This window comes from Sciscionella marina DSM 45152 (assembly GCF_000379465.1).
Classification (GTDB): Bacteria; Actinomycetota; Actinomycetes; order Mycobacteriales; family Pseudonocardiaceae; genus Sciscionella; species Sciscionella marina.
Genome location: NZ_KB905403.1, coordinates 358,172 through 379,495, shown reverse-complemented (window position 1 = coordinate 379,495; position 21,324 = coordinate 358,172). Strand labels below are relative to the sequence as shown.

The window sequence follows — 21,324 nt, the reverse complement described above, 5'->3', positions numbered from 1 at the left end:
AAGTGGGAGCACCATGTGCACTCGGTGCGCCTCGAGCGAAGACGGTTAGCATCGACGGTGCGCAAGCAAAGGGTTGGCAACCCTGAGCAGCGGCCCGAGCGTGGAGAGAAGGTACGGGTAAGCGATGAGCCTGAGCGAGGTCGACGAGAAGGTCGGCGACAGTTCGAGCACCAAACTGAACCGGGTCGTGATCCGGTTCGCCGGTGACTCCGGAGACGGCATGCAGCTGACCGGGGACCGGTTCACATCCGAGGCCGCCTCCTTCGGCAATGACCTCGCGACCTTGCCGAACTTCCCGGCGGAGATCCGCGCCCCACAGGGCACGCTGCCCGGCGTGTCCAGCTTCCAGCTGCACTTCGCGGACTACGACATCCTCACCCCGGGCGACCGCCCGGATGTGCTCGTCGCGATGAACCCGGCCGCGCTCAAGGCGAACCTCGCCGATGTGCCCAAGAGCGGGATCATCATCGTCAACACCGACGAGTTCAACAAGCGCAACCTGACCAAGGTCGGCTATGCCGCGAACCCGCTCGAAGACGGTTCGCTGGAGAACTTCCAGGTCTACGAGGTCGCCATGGGCACGATCACCCAGGGCGCGCTCGCCGAGACCGGCCTCGGCAAGAAGGACGCCGAGCGCTGCAAGAACATGTTCGCCCTCGGTCTGCTCTCCTGGATGTACCACCGTCCCACCGAGAGCACCGAGCAGTTCCTGCGCGACAAGTTCGCCAAGAAGCCGGACATCGCCGAAGCGAACATCCTGGCCTTCCGCGCCGGCTGGAACTACGGCGAGACCACCGAGGCCTTCGCGGTCACCTACGAGGTCGCCCCCGCCAAGCTGGCGCCGGGCACCTACCGGCAGATCACCGGGAACACCGCGCTCGCCTACGGAGTGGTCGCCTCGGCCGAACTGTCCAAGCTGCCGGTGCTGCTCGGCACCTACCCGATCACCCCGGCCTCGGACATCCTGCACGAGCTGTCCAAGCACAAGAACTTCAACGTCACCACCTTCCAGGCCGAGGACGAGATCGCCGGGATCGGCGCCGCGCTCGGGCACGCTTTCGGTGGCGGGCTCGGCATGACCACGACCTCCGGCCCCGGTGTGGCGCTCAAATCCGAGACCATCGGCCTCGCGGTGATGACCGAGCTGCCGCTGGTGGTGATCGACGTGCAGCGCGGCGGGCCATCGACCGGGCTGCCGACCAAGACCGAGCAGGCCGACCTGTTGCAGGCGATGTTCGGCCGCAACGGCGAATCCCCGGTCCCGATCGTCGCCCCGGCAACGCCCTCCGACTGCTTCGACGCGGCGCTCGAAGCGACCCGGATCGCGCTGCACTACCGCACCCCGGTGATCCTGCTTTCCGACGGCTCGATCGCGAACGGCTCGGAACCGTGGCTGATCCCGGATGTGGAGAAGCTGCCCGATCTTTCCGTGCAGTACGCGAACGAGCCCAACGCGCCAGACGATTCCGGGGAGTTCTGGCCCTATCTGCGCGATCCGGAAACCCTGGCCCGGCCGTGGGCGGTTCCCGGGACACCCGGTCTACAGCACCGCATCGGCGGCCTGGAGAAACAGGAGGGCAAGGGTTCGATCTCCTACGACCCGGACAACCACGACGCGATGGTCCGCATCCGTCAGTCCAAAGTGGACGGTATCGAGGTGCCGGACCTGACCGTGGACGACCCATCCGGCGGCGAGGCGAAGATGCTCGTGCTCGGCTGGGGATCCACCTACGGCCCGATCGGCGCGGCCGCCCGAAGGGTGCGCGCCAAGGGCATGCCGGTCGCGAGCGCGCACCTGCGCAACCTGAACCCCTTCCCCGCCAACCTCGGGGATGTCCTTCGCCGCTACGAACGCGTGCTCGTTCCGGAGATGAACGGCGGCCAGCTCGCCCTGCTGCTGCGCGGCAAGTATCTGGTCGATGTGCGCTCGTACACGAAGGTAGCCGGGCTGCCGTTCAAGGCAGAGGAACTCGAGCAGGTGTTCACCGACCACATAGGGGAGATCGCATGACCGACGAGGCACGTTTTCCCTTCGAGGAGGCATCGTGACAGCGACGGATCTGGGGCTACCGCAGCTTGGTGGGCTCGACCTCGTGCCGAGCACCGAAGAACCGCAGAAAGCCAAGGACTACAAGTCGGACCAGGAAGTTCGCTGGTGTCCCGGCTGCGGCGACTACATCGTGCTCAACACCATGCAGTCTTTCCTGCCCACGCTCGGGCTCAAACCCGAGAACATCGTGTTCATCTCCGGGATCGGCTGCTCCTCGCGGTTCCCGTACTACATGAACACCTACGGGATGCACTCCATCCACGGCCGCGCGCCCGCGATCGCGACCGGGCTCGCCGTCGGCCGCCCCGATCTCTCGGTCTGGGTGGTCACCGGGGACGGGGACGCGCTGTCCATCGGCGGCAACCACCTCGTGCATGCCTTGCGGCGCAACGTGAACATCAAGATTTTGCTGTTCAACAACCGCATCTACGGGCTCACCAAGGGCCAGTACTCGCCGACCTCGGAGACCGGGAAGGTCACCAAGTCCACCCCGATGGGCTCGCTGGACACCCCGTTCAACCCGGTCTCGCTCGCACTCGGCGCGGAGGCCAGCTTCGTCGGCCGGGCACTCGACTCGGACAAGAAGGGGCTGACCGAGGTCCTCACCGCGGCCGCCAACCACCGTGGTTCGGCACTGGTGGAGATCTACCAGAACTGCCCGATCTTCAACGACGGCGCCTTCGACATGCTCAAGGACCGGGACGAGGCCGAGCGCCGGATCATCCCGCTGCGCGAGGGTGAACCGGTCATCTTCGGTCCCGAGTCCTCCGACGGCGAGCTCGAGTACGGCGTGGTGCGCGATCCGGAGACCGGCGGGCTCACCGTGCGCAAGCTGGCCGAGGTCGGCGTGGAACAGGTCGTCACGCACAACCCGGCCGCGGCCGATCCCGCCCAGGCGTTCGCGCTCTCCCGGCTCACCGGTTCCGATCTCGCGCACACGGTCACCGGGATCTTCCGCAATGTGCAGGCGCCGAGCTACGACGACCTCGCCCGCGAGCAGGTCCAGACGGCGATGACCAAGCACCCGGGTGATCTGCAGCAGCTGTTGCGCGGCAACGACACCTGGACGGTCAGCTAATCGAGCGGTTCCGCGATGCCGTGCATGAGCTGGCGCATCGCGGCCCGCAGCACGGTGCGCTGCCGCGGCCCCTCGTACCGCATCGCCACCCGGTAGGCGGCGGCGAGGGCGGCCGCGGCGACCGCCGGGTACAGTTCGTCCGGCTTGGTGCCGGTGCGTTCGGCGATCACCTCGCGCATCAGCAGGCCCGGCTGTTCGAGTGCGGCGTGCAGGTGCGGCAGCAGCCCCGGATTCGCGCCGAGCATCTCGGCGACCCCGAGCATCGAGGCCTCGCCCGCCGTTCCTTCGAGTACCGCGTCGAAGGCCTGCTCGAGCGATTCGTGCGCCGGGCGCTCCCGCAGTTGCTCGACCGCCTGTCTGGTGGAGACCTGCACCAGCGCGACGATCGCGGCTTCCTTGGTCGCGAAGTAGTTGAAGAACGTGCGCGGGGAAACCCCTGCGGCGCGGGCGATCCCGTCCACGGTGATGCCGTCCATGCCGTGTTCGAGCGCGAGCCGCCACGCGTGCTCGGCGATCGTGGTGCGGGTGGCCTGCTTCTTCCGTTCCCGCAACCCTTGCTGGGTCATGGGAGGCAGTTTACCTTTCAATAATATTGCAGTGTATGCAAGATTATCGCTACGGTGGAGGAGACGGATCTCGCGGCCACTGGAGGTGCCATGAGTGTTTCGACTTTCCCAGTACAGCGCGAGACTTTCTTCGATCCACCGCGTGAACTGCTCACCTTCCCGCCCGTGCAGGCGGTGCACCTGGAGGACGGCACCCGCAGCTGGGTGGTGACCGGGCACGCCGAGGTCCGGGCGGTACTCGCGGATCCGCGGTTCAGCTCGGACCGCACCGGCGCGGTGACCGCGGACAATCCGGAGCGTGCCCGGCGGCTGCGGGAACTGCGTGAGCGGCGCGGGGAGGGCACCCCGCCCGGTTCCTTCATCGGCATGGATCCACCGGAACACGGCCAGTACCGCAAGCTGCTGACCAGCCAGTTCACCCTGCGCCGGATGCGCGCCCTGGAGACCAGGATCGCCGAGATCGTCTCGGATCAGCTCGATGAGCTCGCGGCGAGTGCTCAGCCCGCCGATCTGGTCGCGCACTTCGCGATGCCCGTGCCCTCGCTGGTGATCTGCGAACTGCTCGGGGTGCCCTACGCCCGGCGCACGGAGTTCCAGCACGCCACCAAGACCCTGCTGCGCCGGGACACCGATGTGGACGAGATCGAGCGGACCACGGTAGCGGTGCGCAAGTTCCTGCACGAGCTCGTGCGGGACAAGCACGGGGCTCCCACCGACGACATCCTCAGCGGGCTCATCGCCCAGTCCGGGCTCACCGACGAAGAGCTGGTGAACATCTCGTTCCTGCTGCTCGCCGCGGGCCACGAGACCACGGCGAACATGCTCGGCCTCGGCACCTTCGCCTTGCTCTGCCATCCCGAGCAGCTGCACATCCTGCGCGCCTACCCCGGGCTGATGCCGACCGCCGTGGAGGAACTGCTGCGCTACCTGACGGTCATCTCCTCACTCGTGCCCCGGGTGGCCACCGAGGATCTCAGCATCGGGGACGACCTCGTCCGCGCGGGGGAGACGGTCGGGCTGTCCCTCGCTGCCGCGAACCGGGACGGCGCGCTCACCGAGAACCCCGGCGAGCTGGACGTCAGCCGGGCCCGCACCCACCACCTCGCGTTCGGCCACGGCATCCACCAGTGTCTCGGCCAGCAGCTGGCCCGCTCCGAGATGACCGTCGGGTTCCGCGCCCTGCTCGACCGGTTCGGAACGCTGCGGCTCGCCGTGGCACCCGAAGAGGTTCCGCTGCGCTCCGATATGGCGATCTATGGCGTGCACGAACTGCCCGTCGCCTGGTAGACAAGAGACCTTCACACGAAAGGCATACCCACCACATGAAGATCATCGCCAACACCGAAGTCTGCATCGGCGCCGGGCAGTGCGTGCTGACCGCGGAGAAGTACTTCGACCAGAGCGAGGACGACGGCACGGTCATCGTGCTCAACGAGACCCCGGACGCCGGGGACGAGGGCGCCGTCGAGGAAGCGGTCAACATCTGCCCCTCCGGCGCACTCAGCATAGAGCGCTGAGCTGCGCGCCGCGTACCATAGCGGGTGACCTGGAAGGGAGGCGCGATGAGCGTCGCAGCCGATTCCCTGAGCCACGCGGGCCCGTGGACGACCGCCGATGTCGAGGCACTCCCGGAAAACGGGAACCGCCACGAAATCCTCACCCCCGGCGTCCTCACCGTGAGCCCATCACCGGGCACAAAGCATCAACGCGCCGCGCGCCGCCTCGCGAACGTCCTCGAAGCCGCAGCGAATGCGGCAGGTGCAGACGTCGAAGTCATCGAAGCGATCAACGTGCGTCATCCAGACGAACGGCTGACCATTCCGGACATCGCCGTCGTCGACCGGGCCGCCGCGGGGAAAGATCCGACATACTTCGCCCCCGAAGACCTCTTACTCGTTGTGGAGATCGTCTCTCCGGGGAGTAAGCCCGCCGATAGGGCGATCAAGCCCGATCTCTACGCCGAGTCCGAGATTCCCTGGTACTGGCGCTTGGAACTGGACCCGAAACCATGCCTGCACGTGCAACGGCTCGGCGGGGGGAGCTACGAACAGGTCGCCGCTTGCCTGGGGGACACGGAGCACGCGATCAAGGGGCCATTCCCGTGCACCTTCGATCCCGCTGATCTGACCCGCCAGGCCGTCCGCTGACTCAGCTCAGTTCGGGCGGTCCCAGCTGGTGAATCCGGCCCGCGCCGCGTCATCCACATCGCGGAACCACACCTGCGGCAGCAGCCGGTCGAAGAACGGGGACTGCTCGGTGTGGAACACCATGGACGAGGTGCGCGCCTTCACCCGGAACTCGGGTGCGGGCGCGGAACCGTCCGGGCGGGGCAGGGCGGATCCGGGACCGAACGGGCCGACCGGGGCACTGCCCGCGGATTCTCCGCCGGGTTCGGCCGAGGGGTCGAACAGCGAGCCACCGCCCGCAGTGGACGAGGCGGCGGCAAGCGGCCCGCCGTCGGCCGCCGCGGCGGCCGCTCCGGGGGTGCGCCGGGGCAGGTCGGGCGCGTCGTCCTGAACGGGCTCCGCGGCGGGTTCCGTCCGCTGCTGGGCCGGGAAGGGCTCGGGGAACCCGGTGACGGGCTCACGCGGCTCGTCCAGGAAGCTGAACGACTGGCCCTGGCTGGACTCTCCGGGCCGCGCCTGCTCGAACTCGCCGGGCCGCAGCCAGGTCATCGCGGAACTGCCCGCGGACTCGGGGTGCGCCTCCGGCTCGGGCTCCGGGGCCGCCGCGGGTTCGAAGACCGAAGGCTGGACGCTCGACGGCTCGGCACCCGCGGGCTCGAACAGGCCCGCTTCGCCCGGTCGCTGCTCCGGGTCCAGCGGTTCCGGCTGCGGGTCCCGCTTGGCCAGCTGGTCCGAGAGCCGGTCGTTCGGATCGATCCGCACCTCGGGGCGCCAGGGCTCCTCGTCCTCTTCCTCGTCGGCCAGGTCCCGCGTCTGGGTGCGCGAATCGGGGCCACCGAAATCGAAGGCCTCGAGGACGACCGTCTGCTCCTCCGGGCGCTCCTCGGCGATCGGCTGCCTGGTGGCCGGGCGCGGCGTCTCGACCGGTTCAGCGGTGCGCGTCGGCTCGGCGGGGCGCGGCGTTTCCTCCTCGACCGCGGGCGCGGCGAGCGTGGCCACGCCCTCGGAGCGCGCGGTCGACGGCCTGCTCACCTTGGGTGGCGCGGCCTGGCTCTGCTCCGATGCGCGCCGCCGGGCCTCCCGGTTGGCTTCCTCGGTGCGCCGCGCGAGCTTCTTGCGCAGCGGCAGTACCCCGATCAGCCAGGTGAGCACGACGCCGACGACGAATCCGACAATGGTGAACAGCCATACCTGCACAAAGATCTCCCAGGACATCTCGCAAGTACCTCCAGCCTGAATAAGCAAGTGTGCCCCACCACATGCGTCACCACGATCGGGGTATCAGCCCTATCGGCAAGCACACTGACGGTATTAAGAGGTGGGCCGGCGCCGAATACCCACCGCGAACAGCCTGGACAACCGTCTATTCCGGCAGTTTTTCCCGGCGAATTCTCCCGGCTTACGCATCACGCCTGCTCACCGCTTCACCATCGGAATACGAGTACTAATTGCGTCCGGCCGAGGGTAATGGATATCGAATACCGGGCCCCGGGCGGCCATTTTCAGGACGTCCGTTCCACTACGTAATGCGATATCCAGCGCAGCGCGGCACGGGCAGGCACATCGGGAAGCAGTTCGAGCACGTCGAGTGCTCGCTGTGAGTAGTTCTGCAGGGTCTCCTGCGCCCGCCGGATCCCGGAGCTGCTGCGCAGCAGCTCGAGCGCCTCCTCGACGGCGGCGTCCTCGGTGATCGGCCCGGAGAGCAGCTCGGCCAGCCGCGGATCGGTGTCCCCGGCGGCCAGCGCGTACAGCATCGGCAGGGTGTGCACGCCCTCGCGCAGGTCGGTGCCGGGGATCTTCCCGGACTCGGCCGATGGCGAGAGGATGTCGATGATGTCGTCGGAGATCTGGAAGGCGGCACCGATGACCTCGCCGTACTCCCGAAGGGCTTCGACATGCTTGCCCTCGGCGCCCGAACACATGCCGCCGAACCGGCCCGCGGTGGCGATCAGCGAACCCGTCTTCTGCCCGATGACCGAGAGGTAGTGCGCGGTCTGGTCCTCCCCCTTCTCCGGCCCGATGGTCTCCCGCAGCTCGCCGGTGACCAGTTCGGAGAAGGTCTCCGCGATGATCCGCGCCGCGTCCGTGCCGAGATCGGAGACCAGCAGCGAGGCCTTCGCGAACAAGAAGTCCCCGGTGAGGATGGCCACCGTGTTGTCCCAGCGCGCGTTCGCCGAGGCGGCGCCCCTGCGGATCTCGGCCTCGTCCACCACGTCGTCGTGGTACAGCGTCGCCAGGTGCACCAGTTCGACGGCGGCGGCCGCGGTGTAGACGTCCTCGCGGGCCGGTTCGCCGAACTGCGCCCCGAGCAGGGTGAGCAGCGGGCGGATCCGCTTACCCCCGGCGTCGGCGAGATGGCGCGCCGATTCGGTGAGCAACTCGACCTCGCTGGCCACGGCCTCGTGCAGGGTCTCCTCGATACGGACCAGCCCCCGCCGAATCGAAGCGGCGAGATCGGGGTCGATCTCGTCGAGCGGCAGCCGATCGTCCGGGGTGGTCATCGTCGCGCGTCATCCTTACTAGTCAGCACCTCTTATCCCGATCATTCAGGACAAAATTGCTCGCGCCAACCGATGTGCCGCTACACACCCCTGAGATGGGAGGCGCGTCACACGACGAAACCACCGGTACCCGCCCAGTCGAGCATGAACGAGGGGTACACGCCGAGCAGCAGGGTCACGAGCGTGCCAAGCGTAATCGCCGCCGTCGTGTACATGCCAGGCAAGGTCACCGTGGGCCCGTCCGCGGCGGGTTCGGAGAAATACATGAGCACGATCACCCGCAGGTAGAAGAAGGCGGCGATGGTGCTCGCGATCAGGCCGAGCACCACCAGCGGGGTGATGCCCGCGCTCATGCCCGCGGCGAACACCACGAACTTGCTCACGAAGCCACTCGTCAAGGGGATCCCGGCGAGGGCGAGCAGCAGGAAGGTAAAGATCCCGGCGAGCAGCGGGGACCGTTTCCCGAGCCCGGCCCAGGAGGACAGGCTGGTGGACTCACCGGTGCCGTCGCGTACCAGGCTGACCACGCCGAACGCGGCGATCGTGGTGAACCCGTAGGAGATCAGGTAGAACAGCGTGGCCCGGATTCCGCTCCCGTCCAGCGCGAGCACACCCACGAGCAGGAATCCCGCGTGCGCCACCGAGGAATAGGCGATCATCCGCTTCACATCGGTCTGGGTGATCCCGAGTATCGCGCCGAGCAGCATGGAGATGCCCGCGACGACCCACATGATCGTCTGCCATTCCCAGTGCGTCGAGCCGAAGGCCACCATCAGCACCCGCAGGATCGCGCCGAAGGCGGCCACCTTGGTGCACGCGCCCATGAACGCGGTCATCGGGGTCGGCGCGCCCTGGTAGACGTCCGGGGTCCAGGTGTGGAACGGCCCGACGGAACCCTTGAACAGCAGGCCGATCAGCAGCAGCCCCATACCGAGGAACAGCAGCGCGTCCGAGCGGTTCGTGCCCCCGGCCGCGTTCGCGATATCGGCCAGTTTCACCGAGTTCGCGTAGCCGTAGAGCAGCGCGACCCCGTAGAGGAAGAAGGCGGAGGCGAACGCGCCGAGCAGGAAGTACTTCACCGCGGCCTCCTGGGAGAGCAGCCTGCGCCGCCTGGCGAGCCCGCACATCAGGTACAGCGGGAGGGAAAGCACCTCGAGCGCGACGAACATGGAGAGCAGATCGTTGGCCGAGCAGAAGATCATCATCCCGGCCAGGGAGAACAGCGCCAGCGGGAACACCTCGGTCTGCATGCTCGACCGGTTCGCCTGTTCCTTGTCGAGCATGGTTCCCGGCCGGATCCCCGCCTGTGCGACGAACGCACCTCCCGGTTCCACCACGCGATCCGCGATGAGCAGGATCGAGCCGAGTCCGAGCGCGAGCAGGGTGCCCCACAGGAACAGCGCGGGCCGGTCCAGCGCGATGCTTCCGGCGAAGGTCGAGGTGTTCTGTGGTCCGGTGTACAGATACGCCCCGAGCGCGATCGCGGCGACCACGATCGCCAGCAGGGACAGCACCACCTGGACCGCCCAGCGCTGGCTGCGCGGCACGAACGCCTCGAGCAGCACACCGATGCACGCGGCACCGAGGATGATCAGGACGGGCGCAACGCCCGCGTAGTCGATATCCGGCAGCGATGCTGGCGTAGTCATGAGAGGCGGTCCTTTCCGAGCAGCGCGGCGAGCCCTGACGAGCAAGGGGCGCAGGGAAGGTCGCATCGGGCCAGCACGGCAGCCATGAGGTCTCTCATTTTCCTTGCACCCCAACAGAACTCAATGTATCGGCCACCGCGGGCCCTACCTTGTCCAGCAGCGGTTGCGGGTAGAAACCGAGCCCGATCACGAGCACGAGCAGCGGGGCCAGCACCCAGCGCTCCCGGATACCGAGGTCACCGAATCCCTTGCGCGCGCCCACATCCGGGCGCATGGCGGCACCCGGTCCGCCGGAGAGCCCGACCAGCGCGTCCCCGCGGACTTCTCCGGTGAACACCCGCTGGTAGAGCCAGAGCACGTACAGCGCGGCGAGCACCATGCCGACCGCGGCGAAGATCGTGAACGCGGGCTGGCTCGGATAGGCCCCGAGCAGCACCAGGAATTCGGAGATGAACGAGTTCGTCCCGGGCAGCGAGAGCGTGGTCAGTCCCGCGATGAAGAAGGCACCGGCGAGCAGCGGGGTGACCTTCGCGAGCCCGCCGTAGTCCGCGATGCGTGCGGATTTCCCGCGTGCGGCGAGCATGCCGATCACGATCAGGAACATGCCCGTGGAGATCGAGTGATTCACCATGTAGGTCACCGAGCCGACCCCGGACTGCTGGGTGAACGCGAACACGCCGAGCGCGATGAATCCGAAGTGGGCCACCGAAACATAGGCGATGAACCGTTTCATATCGCTTTGTCCCGCGGCGAGCAGCGAACCGTAGAGCACCCCGATCACCGCGAGCGTGAGCACCAGCGGGGCCAGGGTTTTCGACGCCTCCGGGGTGAGCGGGATCGAGTAGCGCAGGAACCCGAACACCCCGACCTTGTCGAGCACGCCGACCAGCATCACGCCCGCCGCGACCGGTGCCTCCCGGGTCGCGTCCGGCAGCCAGGTGTGCAGCGGGACGAGCGGGGCCTTGATCGCGAACGCGGCGAAGAAGCCGAGGAAGATCCACACCTGCACGTGCAACGGGGCGTGCGAGACGATCGAGGTCAGCTTCATCCAGTCGAAGGTGCCCTGCCCGGTCGCGGATTCCGCGTAGACATAGGCCCCGATCGCGCCACCGAGCATGAGCAGCCCGCCGAGGAAGGAATAGAGGAAGAACTTCACCGCCGCGTACTGCCGGTTGTTCCCGCCGAACCGCCCGATCAGGAAGTACATCGGGATCAGCATGATCTCGAAGAGCACGTAGAAGACGAACACATCGGTGGTGGCGAACACCCCGATGGTCAATGCCTCCATCAACAGCAGCAGCGAGAAGAAGCCCGAGTGACTGCGGCCCTCGGCGAGTTTCTCGGTCCACGAGCCACCGATCACGATCGGCGAGAGCACCGCGATCATCAGCACCATCACCATCGCGATCCCGTCGATCCCGAAGGCGATGTTGATGTCGAAGTCCGGAATCCAGGGCACCGAGAAGGCCATCTGGATCCGCGCCCCGTCCCCGTGGAAGGAGCCCCACATGCAGGCGGCGAGCGCGAATTCCACCAGCGATATCCCGAACGCGGTGAACTTCGCGGCCCGCTGGTCCCGCAGGAGCGCGACGATCAGGCTGCCCGCGAGCGGAATCAGCAGCAGCGCGATGAGCAGCCAGGAATGCTGGGAGGAGGACTGGATCATGCGTACCTCACCATCAAGAGCGCACCGATGAGAATTACCCCTCCGGCGAGCATGGAAAGCGCGTAGGAGCGCACGAAACCGGTTTGCAGCCTGCGTAATCGCCCGGAACTACCGCCGAACAGCGCGGCCGTCCCGTTGACCAGTCCGTCCACGCCTTTGTTGTCCAGCCAGACGAGGAACCGGTCGAGCCAGATACCCGGCCGCGCGATGAGGGCTTCGTTGAGCGCGTTCCCGTACAGATCCTTGCGTGCCGCGCGCACGATCCCGGACACGTTCTCCGGGCGCTGCGCCGGAATGTCCTTGGCACGGCCGAAGATCAGCCAGGCGACGAGCACCCCGATCGCGGCGAGCACCAGGGTTCCGATGGTGATCAGCAGTTCGGGAATCGGATGGGATTCCGCGGTGGACAACCGGCCCAGTGTCGGCGAGAGGTAGTTCACCACGCGGTCGCCGAGCACGAAGAACGCGCCCGCGCCGAGCGAGCCGATCGCGAGCAGCACCATCGGCACCCACATCACCGGTTTCGCCTCGTGCGGGTGGAATTCCCGGTCGTCCGCGGAACGCAGTTCCTTCCACCGCGACTTGCCGAAGAAGGTCATCAGCATCAGCCGGGTCATGTAGAAGGCGGTGAGCGCGGCACCGATCGCACCGGCGAGACCGAACACCCAGCCGCGCCAGCCACCCGCGCCGAAGGCCGCCTCGATGATCGCGTCCTTGGTGTAGTACCCGGAAAGGAACGGGAAACCGATGAGCGCGAGATAGCCGAGCCCGAAGGTGACGAAGGTGATCGGCAGCTTCCGCCACAGGCCACCGAACTTGCGCATGTCCACCTCGTCGTTCATGGCGTGCATGATCGAACCCGCGCCGAGGAAGAGCCCCGCCTTGAAGAAACCGTGGGCGAGCAGGTGGATGATGCCGAGCGCGTAGCCGAACGGCCCGAGCCCGACACCGAGCATCATGTAACCGATCTGGGAAACCGTGGAATAGGCGAGCACTTTCTTGATGTCGTCATAGGCACAACCCACGATGCAACCGAGCAGCAAGGTGAACGCCCCGATGAGGGTGACCACGAGCCGACCGGTCTCGGTGAGGTCGAAGATCGGGTTCGAGCGCGCAACCAGATACACGCCCGCGGTGACCATGGTTGCCGCGTGGATCAGCGCCGAAACCGGGGTCGGGCCCTCCATCGCGTCCGGAAGCCAGGCCTGCAGCGGGAACTGGCCGGACTTCCCGCAGGCACCGAGCAGCAACAGCAGCGCGATCGCGGTGGCCGTTCCCGGGGAGAGCTGACCGGCGCGGGCGAAGACCTCGGTGTACTGCGTGCTGCCGAGGTTGGCCCACAGCAGGAAGATCGCGATCGCGAGGCCGACATCCCCGACCCGGTTCATCAGAAAGGCCTTCTTCGAGGCGGTGGCCGCGGAACGGCGATCCGAATACCACCCGATGAGCAGGTAGGAGGCGAGCCCGACACCTTCCCAGCCGAGGTAGAGGGTGATGAAGCTGTTGCCGAGCACCAGGATCAGCATCGAGAACACGAACAGGTTCAGGTAGCCGAAGAACCGCCGCCGGTCCCGGTCGTCGTCCATGTACCCGATCGAATAGATGTGGATCAGCGCGCCGACCCCGGTGATCAGCAGCACGAACACCATGGAGAGCGGATCCAGCCGCATGCCGAACTCCACCTGCAGTGAACCGACGTCGATCCAGTCGAACAGGTGCAGGTTCAGGGTGCGCTGGTCCGGCGGTGCGCCCAGGCTGGTGAAGAACAGCACCAGCCCGACCGCGAACGCGGCGACCACGGTGAGCACACCGAGAATGTGTCCCCAGGAGTTCGTCCTGCGCCCACCGAGCAACAACACGAGCGCGCCGAACGCGGGCAGCGCGAACAGCAGCCACGCGAGCGACATGGTGCCGCTCGCCTGCTGCACCGTTTCTGATGCGGCGATGCTCATTTCTGCGGCTGCTCCTTCAGTACTTCAGCAGGTTCGAATCGTCGACCGAGGCCGAACGCCGCGTCCGGAATATCGAGGTGATGATCGCGAGCCCGACGACCACCTCGGCCGCGGCGACGACCATCACGAAGAAGGCCATGATCTGACCGTCCAGCCCGCCGTTGATGCGGGAGAAGGTCACCAGGGTGAGGTTGACCGCGTTGAGCATGAGCTCGATGCACATGAACACGACGATCGCGTTGCGCCGCACCAGGACGCCGATCGTTCCGATGGTGAAAAGCACCCCGGAGAGCACCAGATAGTAGGTCGGTGTCATCCCTTGCCGCCCCTCTCCTTGTCGGCCACCATGGTTCGGCTCCTCATTCGCTGCGCTCCTCGCTCGCGGGGCTCGCTACGATGCTCGCTCCATCGTCGCCGTCACGGGCTGCCCCGGTGAGCGCGTGCGCGTCCGGATGCCGGTCGGCGAGCGCCTCGTCCTCCTCGATCTGGGTGACCGGTGTGGTCTCGATGATCCGGGAAAGCGATTCCTTGGCGATCGAGCCGTCCGGCAGCAAGGCCGGTGTGGCAACGGAATCTGCGGTGGCGAAGACGCCGGGTCCGGGCAGCGCGCCCGGCCGCGTGTTCTCCCGGAAGCGCATGTTGACCATTTCCCGCTGCCGGTTTTTCCCGCCCTTGGCCTGTTTGCGGGTGTAGGCCAGCACCATCGCGCCGATCGCGGCGGTGATCAGCAGCGCGGAGGTGAGTTCGAAGGGGAACAGATACCTGGTGAAGAGGCTCTGCCCGATATTGGCGACGTTCCCCGGTCCGCCGGAGCCGTTCGCCGCGGGATTGTCCAGTCCGGCCGGTGTCACGTCGCCGAGTGATCGGGCCACCCCGGCCACGACCAGCCCGGCGAGCCCGATCCCCAGCAACGAGGCCCAGATCCGTTGCCCGCGAAGGACTTCCACCACGGAGTCGGAGGATTCCCGGCCGGCGAGCATGAGCACGAACAGGAACAACATCATGATCGCGCCGGTGTAGACGATGATCTGCACGATCCCGAGGAACGGTGCGTCCTGCACCATGTAGAGCACCCCGAGGGAAAGCATCGTGAGCACCAGCCACAGCGCCGAATGCACCGCGCTGCGGGAGAACAGCATGCCGAGCGCCCCGGCGAGGGAGAGCGGACCGAGTATCCAGAACGCGATCTCTTCGTAGACGCTGACGGTCACGGTGCCTCCTCGCTAGCGCTCGCCGGCCCCGCGACCGACGGTGCCGTGCCTGATCGTGACCTCGCAAGCTCGGTCACGGTGCCTCCTCCTGAGCCTTGCGCGCCAGCTCGGGCCCGTTCACGTAGTAGTCCTGCTCGTCCTCGCCGAGCCGCATCGGGTGCGGGGGCTGCTCCATCCCGGGCAGCAGCGGGGCCATCAGCTGTTCCTTGGTGTAGATGAGGTTCTGCCGGTCGTCGTTGGCGAGCTCGTAGAAGTTCGTCATGGTCAGCGAGCGCGTCGGACAGGCCTCGATGCACAGGCCGCAGCCGATGCAGCGCAGGTAGTTGATCTGGTAGTCGGCGCCGTAGCGCTCACCGGGCGAGTAGCGCTGTTCCTCGGTGTTGTCGCCGCCCTCGACGAAGATCGCGTCCGCGGGACAGGCCCAGGCGCACAGCTCGCAGCCGACGCACTTCTCCAGCCCGTCCGGGTGCCGGTTGAGCTGATGGCGGCCGTGATACCGCTGCTCGGTCGGCCGGTAGTCCTCCGGGTACTGTTCGGTGGCCACCTTGCGGAACATGGTGGCGAACGTGATACCGAAACCCTTCAGTGGGTCAAGCACGCCCATCGGGAACTCCTTCCTCCTCGGCGCTGAGCTCCGGTGCCGGAGCCGCGGCCACGGGTTTGCGCTTGGGCACCTTCGGAACCTCGAGATCCAGTGGTGGCAGCGGATGGTCGCCGCCGGTCACCGGCACTTCCTCCACATCGGAGGCGGCCGGCCGGTTCGGCAACAGCAGCACGATCGCGAGCACCACGACCACCACGATGCCGATGATGGTGAGCAGTTGAGCGGTGCCGACCCCGGTGTTGCGCATGGTCCGCACCGCGACCACGGCCACGATCCACACCAGATTGACCGGGACGAGCACCTTCCAGCCGAGCTTCATGAACTGGTCGTAGCGCATCCGCGGCAGCGCACCGCGCAGCCACACGAAGATGAACAGCATGAACACGACCTTGAGCAGGAACCACAGCAGCGGCCACCACCCGGTGTTCAGCACCCCGCCGCCGACCCCGCCGAGCCAGAAGGGGGCGTGCCAGCCGCCGAGGAACAGGGTGGTCGCGACGGCGGAGACGGTGACCATGTTGACGTACTCGCCGAGGAAGAACATCGCGAACTTGATCGACGAATATTCGGTGTGATACCCGCCGATGAGCTCGGATTCCGCCTCCGCGAGGTCGAACGGTGCCCGGTTGGTCTCGCCGACCATGGAGATCACATAGATCACGAAGCTGACCGGAAGCAGGAAGGCGTACCAGACCCCACCCTGGCCCTGTGCGTCCACGATGTCCCCTGTGGACAGTGAGCCGGCGAACAGGATCACCGCGACGAAGGAGAGCCCCATCGCGATCTCGTAGGAGATCACCTGTGCCGCGCTGCGCAGTGCGCCGAGCAGTGGATACGGAGAACCCGAGGACCAGCCGCCGAGCACGATCCCGTACACGCCGACCGAGGAACAGGCGAGCACCACGAGCAGGCTCACCGGCATATCGGCCAGCTGCAGGGATGTCTGGTACCCGAACAGGTTCACCTGGCCGCCGAGCGGAATCACCGAGAACGCGAGAAAAGCGGCACCCGCGGAGATCGCGGGCGCGAGGAAGTAGACCCAGTTGTCCGCGAGCTTCGGGCGAATGTCCTCTTTGAACGCGAGTTTGAGCGCGTCCGCGACCGTCTGCAGCAGCCCGAAGGGGCCGACCCGGTTCGGTCCGGGCCGTTGCTGCATCCGGCCGAGCACCCGGCGCTCGAACCAGATGAGCAGGATCGTGATCACCAGCAGCAGCGCGAAGACCAGCACCGCCTTGACCAGGGAGAGCCAGGTCGGGTCGTTCGCGATCAGTTCCCGCGCGCTCATCGCACTCCCTCCTTGGCGGAGCTCGGCGCTTCGCGCACGCGCTGTATCGATGATTCGCTCGTAAACTCGCTCATTCGCCGCCTCCCGCACGCACATCGACGAGGTCACCGTGGCCGACGCCGAGGCTGGCCCGCACCGTACTCGGGCCCGAGTTCGCGGGCAGCCACACCACACCGTCCGGCAGGTCCGCGATCTCGGCGGGTAGCTCGATCCTTCCCTGGTGGGTGCTGACCACGACCGGATCTCCCGCACCCACGCCGATCCCCTGAGCGGTGGCCGTGGAGAGCTTGACCACGGTCTCCCGCGCGGTCTGGGCCAGATGCGGTTCGTTGTCCTGCAGGGATCCGTTGTCCAGCAGGCGATGCCAGGTGGCCAGCCGCGCCTTCCCATGGCGCAGCGGGGATTTCGGTGGCCCCTCGCCCTCGAACTCGATCGTCCAGCCGGGTTGTGCGACCGGTGGCTCCACGGTGCCGAGCCGGTCCAGATCGGCGAGCGCGGCCTGTGGGGTCTGGGTGAACAGGTCGGTGTCCATCTCCACGGCGAGGGTGTCCAGCACCCGGCAGTCGGAGAGGATCCCGGTGTTCTCGATGGCGATGTCGAAGGGGCGCGGCCTGCCCTCCCAGTTCAGATAGGTACCGGATTTCTCCACGGCCGCGGCGACCGGGAGCACCACATCCGCGTACTCGGTGACCGCGGTGCGCCGCAGTTCCAGGCTCACCACGAACTCCGCGCGCGCCAGGGCTTCCCGGGCGAGTTCCGGATTCGGCAGGTCGTCCGGGTCCACACCGCCGAGCACCAGCCCATGCAGTTTCCCGTTCGCCGCTGCGGTCAGGATCGCGCTGGCGTCTTTACCTGCGAGCTCGGGAAGCGCTTCGAGCCCCCAGGCGGCCGCCACCTCGGCGCGGGCCTCGGTGTCGTCCACCCGGCGCCCACCGGGCAGCAGGGTGGGTAGGGCACCCGCCTCGAGTGCACCCCGTTCCCCGGCCCTGCGCGGGATCCACGCCAGCTGCGCCCCAGTTTCCCTGGCGAGTCCGGCAACCGTGGACAGCAGCCCGGGCACTTCGGCGGCGCGCTCCCCGAGCAGGATCACCCCGCCCTCGCCGAGCTGGGCGTACACATCGGCAGCGTGCTCACGCAGGCCCAGTACTGCATTGGTCTCCTCGCCCGGAATGCAGGCGAGCAGGGTGCCGAAGGTTTTGTCCACCGCGGGAGTGCTGAACTGCCCGATGTGCACGACCTTGGTCCCCGCCTTGCGGGCGGCCTTGCGCAGCCGCAGGAAGACCGCGGGGGCCTCCTCCTCGGGCTCGAGCGCGACGCACAGCACCGTGTTCGCCCGCTCGAGCCCGGTGAACGTCACCCCGTCCTCCGGGGTGGTGCCGAGCACGTTCGTGGTCAGGAAATCCAGTTCCTCCGCGGAATGCGGTCGGGCACGGAAGTCGATATCGTTGGTGTGCAAAGAGATCCGCGCGAACTTGGCGTAGGCGTAGGCGTCCTCCACGGTCAGCCTGCCACCGGGGAGCACCCCGACCCCGCCGTTGTCCCGCGCCTCGGCCAGCCGGTCCGCGGCGATCCGCAGCGCCTCGGTCCAGGAGGCCTCGCGCAGTTTTCCGTTCTCCCGCACCAGCGGACGGGTGATCCGGTCATCCGCGGTGACATAACGGAAAGCGAACCGGCCCTTGTCGCAGATCCACTCCTCGTTCACCTCCGGGTCCTCACCGGCGAGCTTGCGCATCACCTTGCCCCGGCGGAAATCGGTGCGCTCGGCGCAGCCGCTCGAGCAGTGCTCGCACACGCTCGGCGCGGAGACCAGGTCGAAGGGCCGGGAACGGAACCGGTACGCGGCGCTGGTGAGCGCACCGACCGGGCAGATCTGGATGGCGTTCCCGGAGAAGTAGGACTGGTAAGGCTGGCCCTGCGGGGTGACCGCGCCCCAGCCTTCGGCATCCGCGGTCTTCGCGGTGCCGATCTGCTGATGTGCCCCGCGTTCGAGCAGTTCGATGAACGGGTCCCCGGCGATCTCCGCGGAGAACCGGGTGCAGCGCTGGCAGAGCACGCAGCGCTCGCGGTCCAGCAGCACCTGCTTGGAGACCTCGATCGGTTTGGTGAAGGTCCGTTTCTGGTCCCGGAACCGGGATTCGGCGCGGCCATGGCGCAGCGCCTGGTTCTGCAGCGGGCATTCCCCGCCCTTGTCGCAGATCGGGCAGTCGAGCGGATGGTTGATCAGCAGCAGCTCCATCACGCCTTCTTGGGCCTTGCGGGCCACCTCGGAGCCGTGCTGGGTGTGCACCACCATGCCATCGGAAATGGTGATGGCACAGGCCGGTTGCGGTTTGGGCATGGCGCGCCCGTTCATCTCCACCTCGACGAGGCACTGCCGGCATGCGGCGGCCGGATCGAGCAGCGGATGATCGCAGAACCGCGGGATCTCGATGCCCTCACGCTCCGCGGTCCGGATGATCAGCTCCCCCTTGGGGGCGATGACCTCGCGCCCGTCGATGGTCAGCCGGACATGGCCTTCGGGCACCGGGGTCTGCGTGGTTTCCTCGACGGTGGTCATGCGCGCGCTCCCGCAAGTTCACGTTCGGCCTTGTTCTGCTCGCACAGGGCGAGGAATTCGTCCCGGAAGTACTTGATCCCACTCTGGATCGGGGAGACCGCGCCGTCCCCGAGCGCGCAGAAGGAACGGCCGAAGATGTTGTCGCACACATCGAGCATGGTGTCGATGTCCTCTTCGGTGCCGTGCCCGTCCACCATGCGTTCGAGCACCTTCGCCAGCCAGAACGTGCCTTCCCGGCAGGGTGTGCACTTCCCGCAGGACTCGTGTTCGTAGAACTGGGTCCACTTCATCACCGCCCACGGCACGGAAACCGTCTCGTTGAAGATCTGCAGTGCGGTGGTGCCCAGGATCGAACCCGCCTCGACCGCGCCCTCGAAATCGAGTGGCACATCGAGGTGTTCGGCGGTGAACATCGGCGTGGAGGATCCGCCGGGAGTCCAGAACTTCAGCGGGATCCCGTCTTTCATGCCGCCCGCGAGGTCGAGCAGCTGGCGCAGCGTGGTGCCCATCGGGGCCTCGTACTGCCCGGGTTTCTCCACGTGCCCGGAAAGCGAGAAGATCTTCGGCCCCGGGGATTTCTCCCGGCCCATCCGCTTGAACCAGGCCGATCCGGCGTTCACGATGAACGGCACGCTGGCGATGGTCTCCACGTTGTTCACCGTGGTCGGCTGCGCGTAGAGCCCGGCGGCCGCGGGGAACGGTGGCTTGAGCCGCGGCTGCCCGCGCCGCCCTTCCAGCGAGTCGAGCAGCGCGGTCTCCTCACCGCAGATATAGGCACCCGCGCCCGCGTGCACGGTGATCTCGATGTCGAATCCGGTGCCGAGCACGTTCTCGCCGAGGAAGCCGGCGGCGTGCGCCTCGCGGACGGCGTTGTGCAGCCGCCGGTAACAGTGCAGCGCCTCGCCGCGGACGTAGATGAAGCACCTGTGCGAACGCATCGCGTAGGCGGCGATCACACAGCCCTCGATGAGCGAGTGCGGATCGGCCATCATCAGCGGGATGTCCTTGCAGGTCCCCGGTTCTCCTTCGTCCGCGTTCACCACGAGGTAATGCGGTTTGTCCTCGTCCTTGGGCATGAAGGACCACTTCACGCCCGCGGGGAATCCGGCGCCGCCACGGCCGCGCAGCCCGGAATCCTTGACCAGCGCGACGAGTTGTTCCGGGCTCGCGCGCAGTGCCTTGGGCAGCGCGGTGTACCCGCCGAGGCGGCGATAGGTCTCGATGCTCCAGGCATCCGGCTCGGTCCAGCGTTTGGTGAGCACCGGGGTCAGCGGATCCGTTACCGGCTCGGTCATTTCGCGCCCTCCTCGACCTCGGGAATCGGGACGTCCTCCGCTTCCGGTGCCACCCAGCCGTGTTCGGCCGCGATCTGGGCGCCCCGCAGGGTTTCCACCGCCTGCGACGATCCGTCCACAACGGACTCGAGCGCGGCTTCACCGTCGAAGAACCCCGCGAGCTGGCGTTCGGCGGACCGGAAACCGCGCAGTCCCGGCCCCCTGCTCGGGGCCGGGGCCTCGCCGGCGCGCAGCCGGTCCACGAGTTCCGCCGCGGATTCCGGGGTCTGCTTGTCGAAGTACTCGTAGTCGACCTGGAGCACGGGGGCCAGATCGCAGGCGGCGAGGCATTCGGCATGTTCCAGGGTCAACGAGCCGGGTTCCCCTGGTTCACCGGCGGTTTCCTCATTGCCCTCGAGCCGTTCGCCGAGGCCGAGCTTTTCGCGCAGCTTCGCGTAGATCGCGTCCCCGCCCATCGCCGCGCACAGGGTGTTGGTGCACACGCTGACCAGGTGCTGTCCGCACGGGGAGCGTTTGTACATGGTGTAGAACGTGGCCACCGCGGCAACCTCGGCCTCGGAGAGCTCCAACTGTTCGGCGCAGAACCGCATCCCCTCCGGGGAGACGAAGCCCTGCACCGACTGCACCAGGTGCAGCATCGGCAGCAGGGCCGAGCGCGATTGCGGGTAGCGCGCGATGATCTCGGCGGCCTCGCGGACCGTCTCCTCGCCGAAAGTCTCCTGCGCTGCGTGTGTCATCGGCTCAGCTCCTCAACACCCCGCTCCGCAGGGCTTCGCCCCTCGAT

The 21,324-nt window shown here is 67.3% G+C and carries 18 protein-coding genes; 5 read left to right on the top strand and 13 right to left on the bottom strand.

Going from position 1 to position 21,324, the window contains the following annotated elements; genetic code table 11:
• The first annotated feature begins 124 nt into the window (after nt 1-124).
• Together A37U_RS0126490 and A37U_RS0126485 are read left to right on the top strand one after the other, a co-directional pair.
• Nucleotides 125-2,011, top strand: coding sequence for a 2-oxoacid:acceptor oxidoreductase subunit alpha (locus A37U_RS0126490; protein WP_020499694.1), 1,887 nt, complete (start codon nt 125-127; stop codon nt 2,009-2,011).
• Nucleotides 2,012-2,045: 34 nt separating this feature from the next.
• Nucleotides 2,046-3,128 carry a 2-oxoacid:ferredoxin oxidoreductase subunit beta gene (locus A37U_RS0126485; protein WP_020499693.1) on the top strand — a complete coding sequence of 361 codons (1,083 nt, stop codon included), beginning with the start codon at nt 2,046-2,048 and terminating at the stop codon, nt 3,126-3,128.
• Here A37U_RS0126485 and A37U_RS45370 read toward each other — a convergent pair.
• Nucleotides 3,125-3,694, bottom strand: coding sequence for a TetR/AcrR family transcriptional regulator (locus tag A37U_RS45370; RefSeq protein ID WP_020499692.1), 570 nt, complete (start codon nt 3,692-3,694; stop codon nt 3,125-3,127). The two genes, A37U_RS0126485 and A37U_RS45370, sit on opposite strands and share 4 nt — an antisense overlap.
• Nucleotides 3,695-3,784: 90 nt before the next feature.
• On the opposite strand from A37U_RS45370, the gene A37U_RS0126475 reads away from it, so the two are divergent.
• The 3 genes from A37U_RS0126475 to A37U_RS0126465 are packed head-to-tail and all read left to right on the top strand — an operon-like array spanning nt 3,785 to nt 5,841.
• Nucleotides 3,785-4,981 (top strand): cytochrome P450, encoded by a 1,197-nt coding sequence (locus A37U_RS0126475; protein ID WP_020499691.1) that lies wholly within the window; start codon nt 3,785-3,787, stop codon nt 4,979-4,981.
• A gap of 35 nt (nt 4,982-5,016) precedes the next feature.
• Nucleotides 5,017-5,211 carry a ferredoxin gene (locus A37U_RS0126470; RefSeq protein ID WP_020499690.1) on the top strand — a complete coding sequence of 65 codons (195 nt, stop codon included), beginning with the start codon at nt 5,017-5,019 and terminating at the stop codon, nt 5,209-5,211.
• A gap of 45 nt (nt 5,212-5,256) precedes the next feature.
• A complete protein-coding gene (locus tag A37U_RS0126465) occupies nt 5,257-5,841 on the top strand; it encodes a Uma2 family endonuclease (protein WP_020499689.1) in 585 nt (194 codons plus the stop codon).
• 6 nt (nt 5,842-5,847) lie between these two features.
• On the opposite strand, the gene A37U_RS0126460 is transcribed toward A37U_RS0126465, so the two are convergent.
• The 12 genes from A37U_RS0126460 to nuoE form a co-directional block, all read right to left on the bottom strand.
• Complete coding sequence (locus A37U_RS0126460) at nt 5,848-7,035, bottom strand: sunset domain-containing protein (RefSeq protein WP_020499688.1); 1,188 nt, start codon at nt 7,033-7,035, stop codon at nt 5,848-5,850.
• Between the two features lie 287 nt (nt 7,036-7,322).
• Nucleotides 7,323-8,321, bottom strand: a complete 999-nt coding sequence (locus A37U_RS0126455) for a polyprenyl synthetase family protein (RefSeq protein WP_020499687.1) — start codon at nt 8,319-8,321, stop codon at nt 7,323-7,325.
• A 107-nt stretch (nt 8,322-8,428) separates the two neighbouring features.
• Entirely contained in the window at nt 8,429-9,970 is a 1,542-nt protein-coding gene (gene nuoN, locus A37U_RS0126450; protein WP_020499686.1) for an NADH-quinone oxidoreductase subunit NuoN, read from the bottom strand.
• 94 nt (nt 9,971-10,064) lie between these two features.
• Complete coding sequence (locus A37U_RS0126445) at nt 10,065-11,636, bottom strand: NADH-quinone oxidoreductase subunit M (protein WP_020499685.1); 1,572 nt, start codon at nt 11,634-11,636, stop codon at nt 10,065-10,067.
• On the bottom strand, nt 11,633-13,588 hold the full coding sequence (gene nuoL / locus A37U_RS0126440; RefSeq protein WP_020499684.1) for an NADH-quinone oxidoreductase subunit L: 1,956 nt from the start codon (nt 13,586-13,588) through the stop codon (nt 11,633-11,635). Before nuoL ends, A37U_RS0126445 begins: the two co-directional genes overlap by 4 nt.
• A gap of 16 nt (nt 13,589-13,604) precedes the next feature.
• Complete coding sequence (nuoK, locus tag A37U_RS0126435) at nt 13,605-13,904, bottom strand: NADH-quinone oxidoreductase subunit NuoK (protein ID WP_020499683.1); 300 nt, start codon at nt 13,902-13,904, stop codon at nt 13,605-13,607.
• A gap of 43 nt (nt 13,905-13,947) precedes the next feature.
• Nucleotides 13,948-14,799 carry an NADH-quinone oxidoreductase subunit J gene (locus A37U_RS0126430; RefSeq protein WP_020499682.1) on the bottom strand — a complete coding sequence of 284 codons (852 nt, stop codon included), beginning with the start codon at nt 14,797-14,799 and terminating at the stop codon, nt 13,948-13,950.
• Between the two features lie 73 nt (nt 14,800-14,872).
• The gene (gene nuoI, locus A37U_RS0126425; protein WP_020499681.1) at nt 14,873-15,403 is read right to left on the bottom strand and encodes an NADH-quinone oxidoreductase subunit NuoI; all 531 of its coding nucleotides are present in this window, start codon (nt 15,401-15,403) and stop codon (nt 14,873-14,875) included.
• Complete coding sequence (gene nuoH, locus A37U_RS45365) at nt 15,390-16,688, bottom strand: NADH-quinone oxidoreductase subunit NuoH (protein WP_020499680.1); 1,299 nt, start codon at nt 16,686-16,688, stop codon at nt 15,390-15,392. Before nuoH ends, nuoI begins: the two co-directional genes overlap by 14 nt.
• 70 nt (nt 16,689-16,758) lie before the next feature.
• Nucleotides 16,759-19,245, bottom strand: a complete 2,487-nt coding sequence (locus A37U_RS0126415; RefSeq protein ID WP_020499679.1) for an NADH-quinone oxidoreductase subunit G — start codon at nt 19,243-19,245, stop codon at nt 16,759-16,761.
• Nucleotides 19,242-20,540: an NADH-quinone oxidoreductase subunit NuoF gene (nuoF, locus tag A37U_RS0126410; RefSeq protein ID WP_020499678.1), complete on the bottom strand. Its 1,299-nt coding sequence runs from the start codon at nt 20,538-20,540 to the stop codon at nt 19,242-19,244. The genes A37U_RS0126415 and nuoF overlap by 4 nt, the downstream gene beginning before the upstream one ends.
• Nucleotides 20,537-21,277, bottom strand: coding sequence for an NADH-quinone oxidoreductase subunit NuoE (gene nuoE, locus A37U_RS0126405; protein WP_020499677.1), 741 nt, complete (start codon nt 21,275-21,277; stop codon nt 20,537-20,539). The genes nuoF and nuoE overlap by 4 nt, the downstream gene beginning before the upstream one ends.
• Nucleotides 21,278-21,324: the final 47 nt, after the last annotated feature.

Excerpts from the sequence above, each read along its gene's own strand:
- A37U_RS0126455 (WP_020499687.1), bottom strand. The coding sequence starts at position 8,321 with ATGACCACCCCGGACGATCGGCTGCCGCTCGACGAGATCGACCCCGAT.
- nuoF (WP_020499678.1), bottom strand. The coding sequence starts at position 20,540 with ATGACCGAGCCGGTAACGGATCCGCTGACCCCGGTGCTCACCAAACGC.
- A37U_RS0126475 (WP_020499691.1), top strand. The coding sequence starts at position 3,785 with ATGAGTGTTTCGACTTTCCCAGTACAGCGCGAGACTTTCTTCGATCCA.
- nuoL (WP_020499684.1), bottom strand. The coding sequence starts at position 13,588 with ATGAGCATCGCCGCATCAGAAACGGTGCAGCAGGCGAGCGGCACCATG.
- nuoN (WP_020499686.1), bottom strand. The coding sequence starts at position 9,970 with ATGACTACGCCAGCATCGCTGCCGGATATCGACTACGCGGGCGTTGCG.
- nuoH (WP_020499680.1), bottom strand. The coding sequence starts at position 16,688 with ATGAGCGCGCGGGAACTGATCGCGAACGACCCGACCTGGCTCTCCCTG.
- A37U_RS0126415 (WP_020499679.1), bottom strand. The coding sequence starts at position 19,245 with ATGACCACCGTCGAGGAAACCACGCAGACCCCGGTGCCCGAAGGCCAT.
- A37U_RS45370 (WP_020499692.1), bottom strand. The coding sequence starts at position 3,694 with ATGACCCAGCAAGGGTTGCGGGAACGGAAGAAGCAGGCCACCCGCACC.
- nuoE (WP_020499677.1), bottom strand. The coding sequence starts at position 21,277 with ATGACACACGCAGCGCAGGAGACTTTCGGCGAGGAGACGGTCCGCGAG.
- A37U_RS0126465 (WP_020499689.1), top strand. The coding sequence starts at position 5,257 with ATGAGCGTCGCAGCCGATTCCCTGAGCCACGCGGGCCCGTGGACGACC.
- A37U_RS0126470 (WP_020499690.1), top strand. The coding sequence starts at position 5,017 with ATGAAGATCATCGCCAACACCGAAGTCTGCATCGGCGCCGGGCAGTGC.
- nuoK (WP_020499683.1), bottom strand. The coding sequence starts at position 13,904 with ATGACACCGACCTACTATCTGGTGCTCTCCGGGGTGCTTTTCACCATC.
- A37U_RS0126460 (WP_020499688.1), bottom strand. The coding sequence starts at position 7,035 with ATGTCCTGGGAGATCTTTGTGCAGGTATGGCTGTTCACCATTGTCGGA.
- A37U_RS0126490 (WP_020499694.1), top strand. The coding sequence starts at position 125 with ATGAGCCTGAGCGAGGTCGACGAGAAGGTCGGCGACAGTTCGAGCACC.
- nuoI (WP_020499681.1), bottom strand. The coding sequence starts at position 15,403 with ATGGGCGTGCTTGACCCACTGAAGGGTTTCGGTATCACGTTCGCCACC.
- A37U_RS0126445 (WP_020499685.1), bottom strand. The coding sequence starts at position 11,636 with ATGATCCAGTCCTCCTCCCAGCATTCCTGGCTGCTCATCGCGCTGCTG.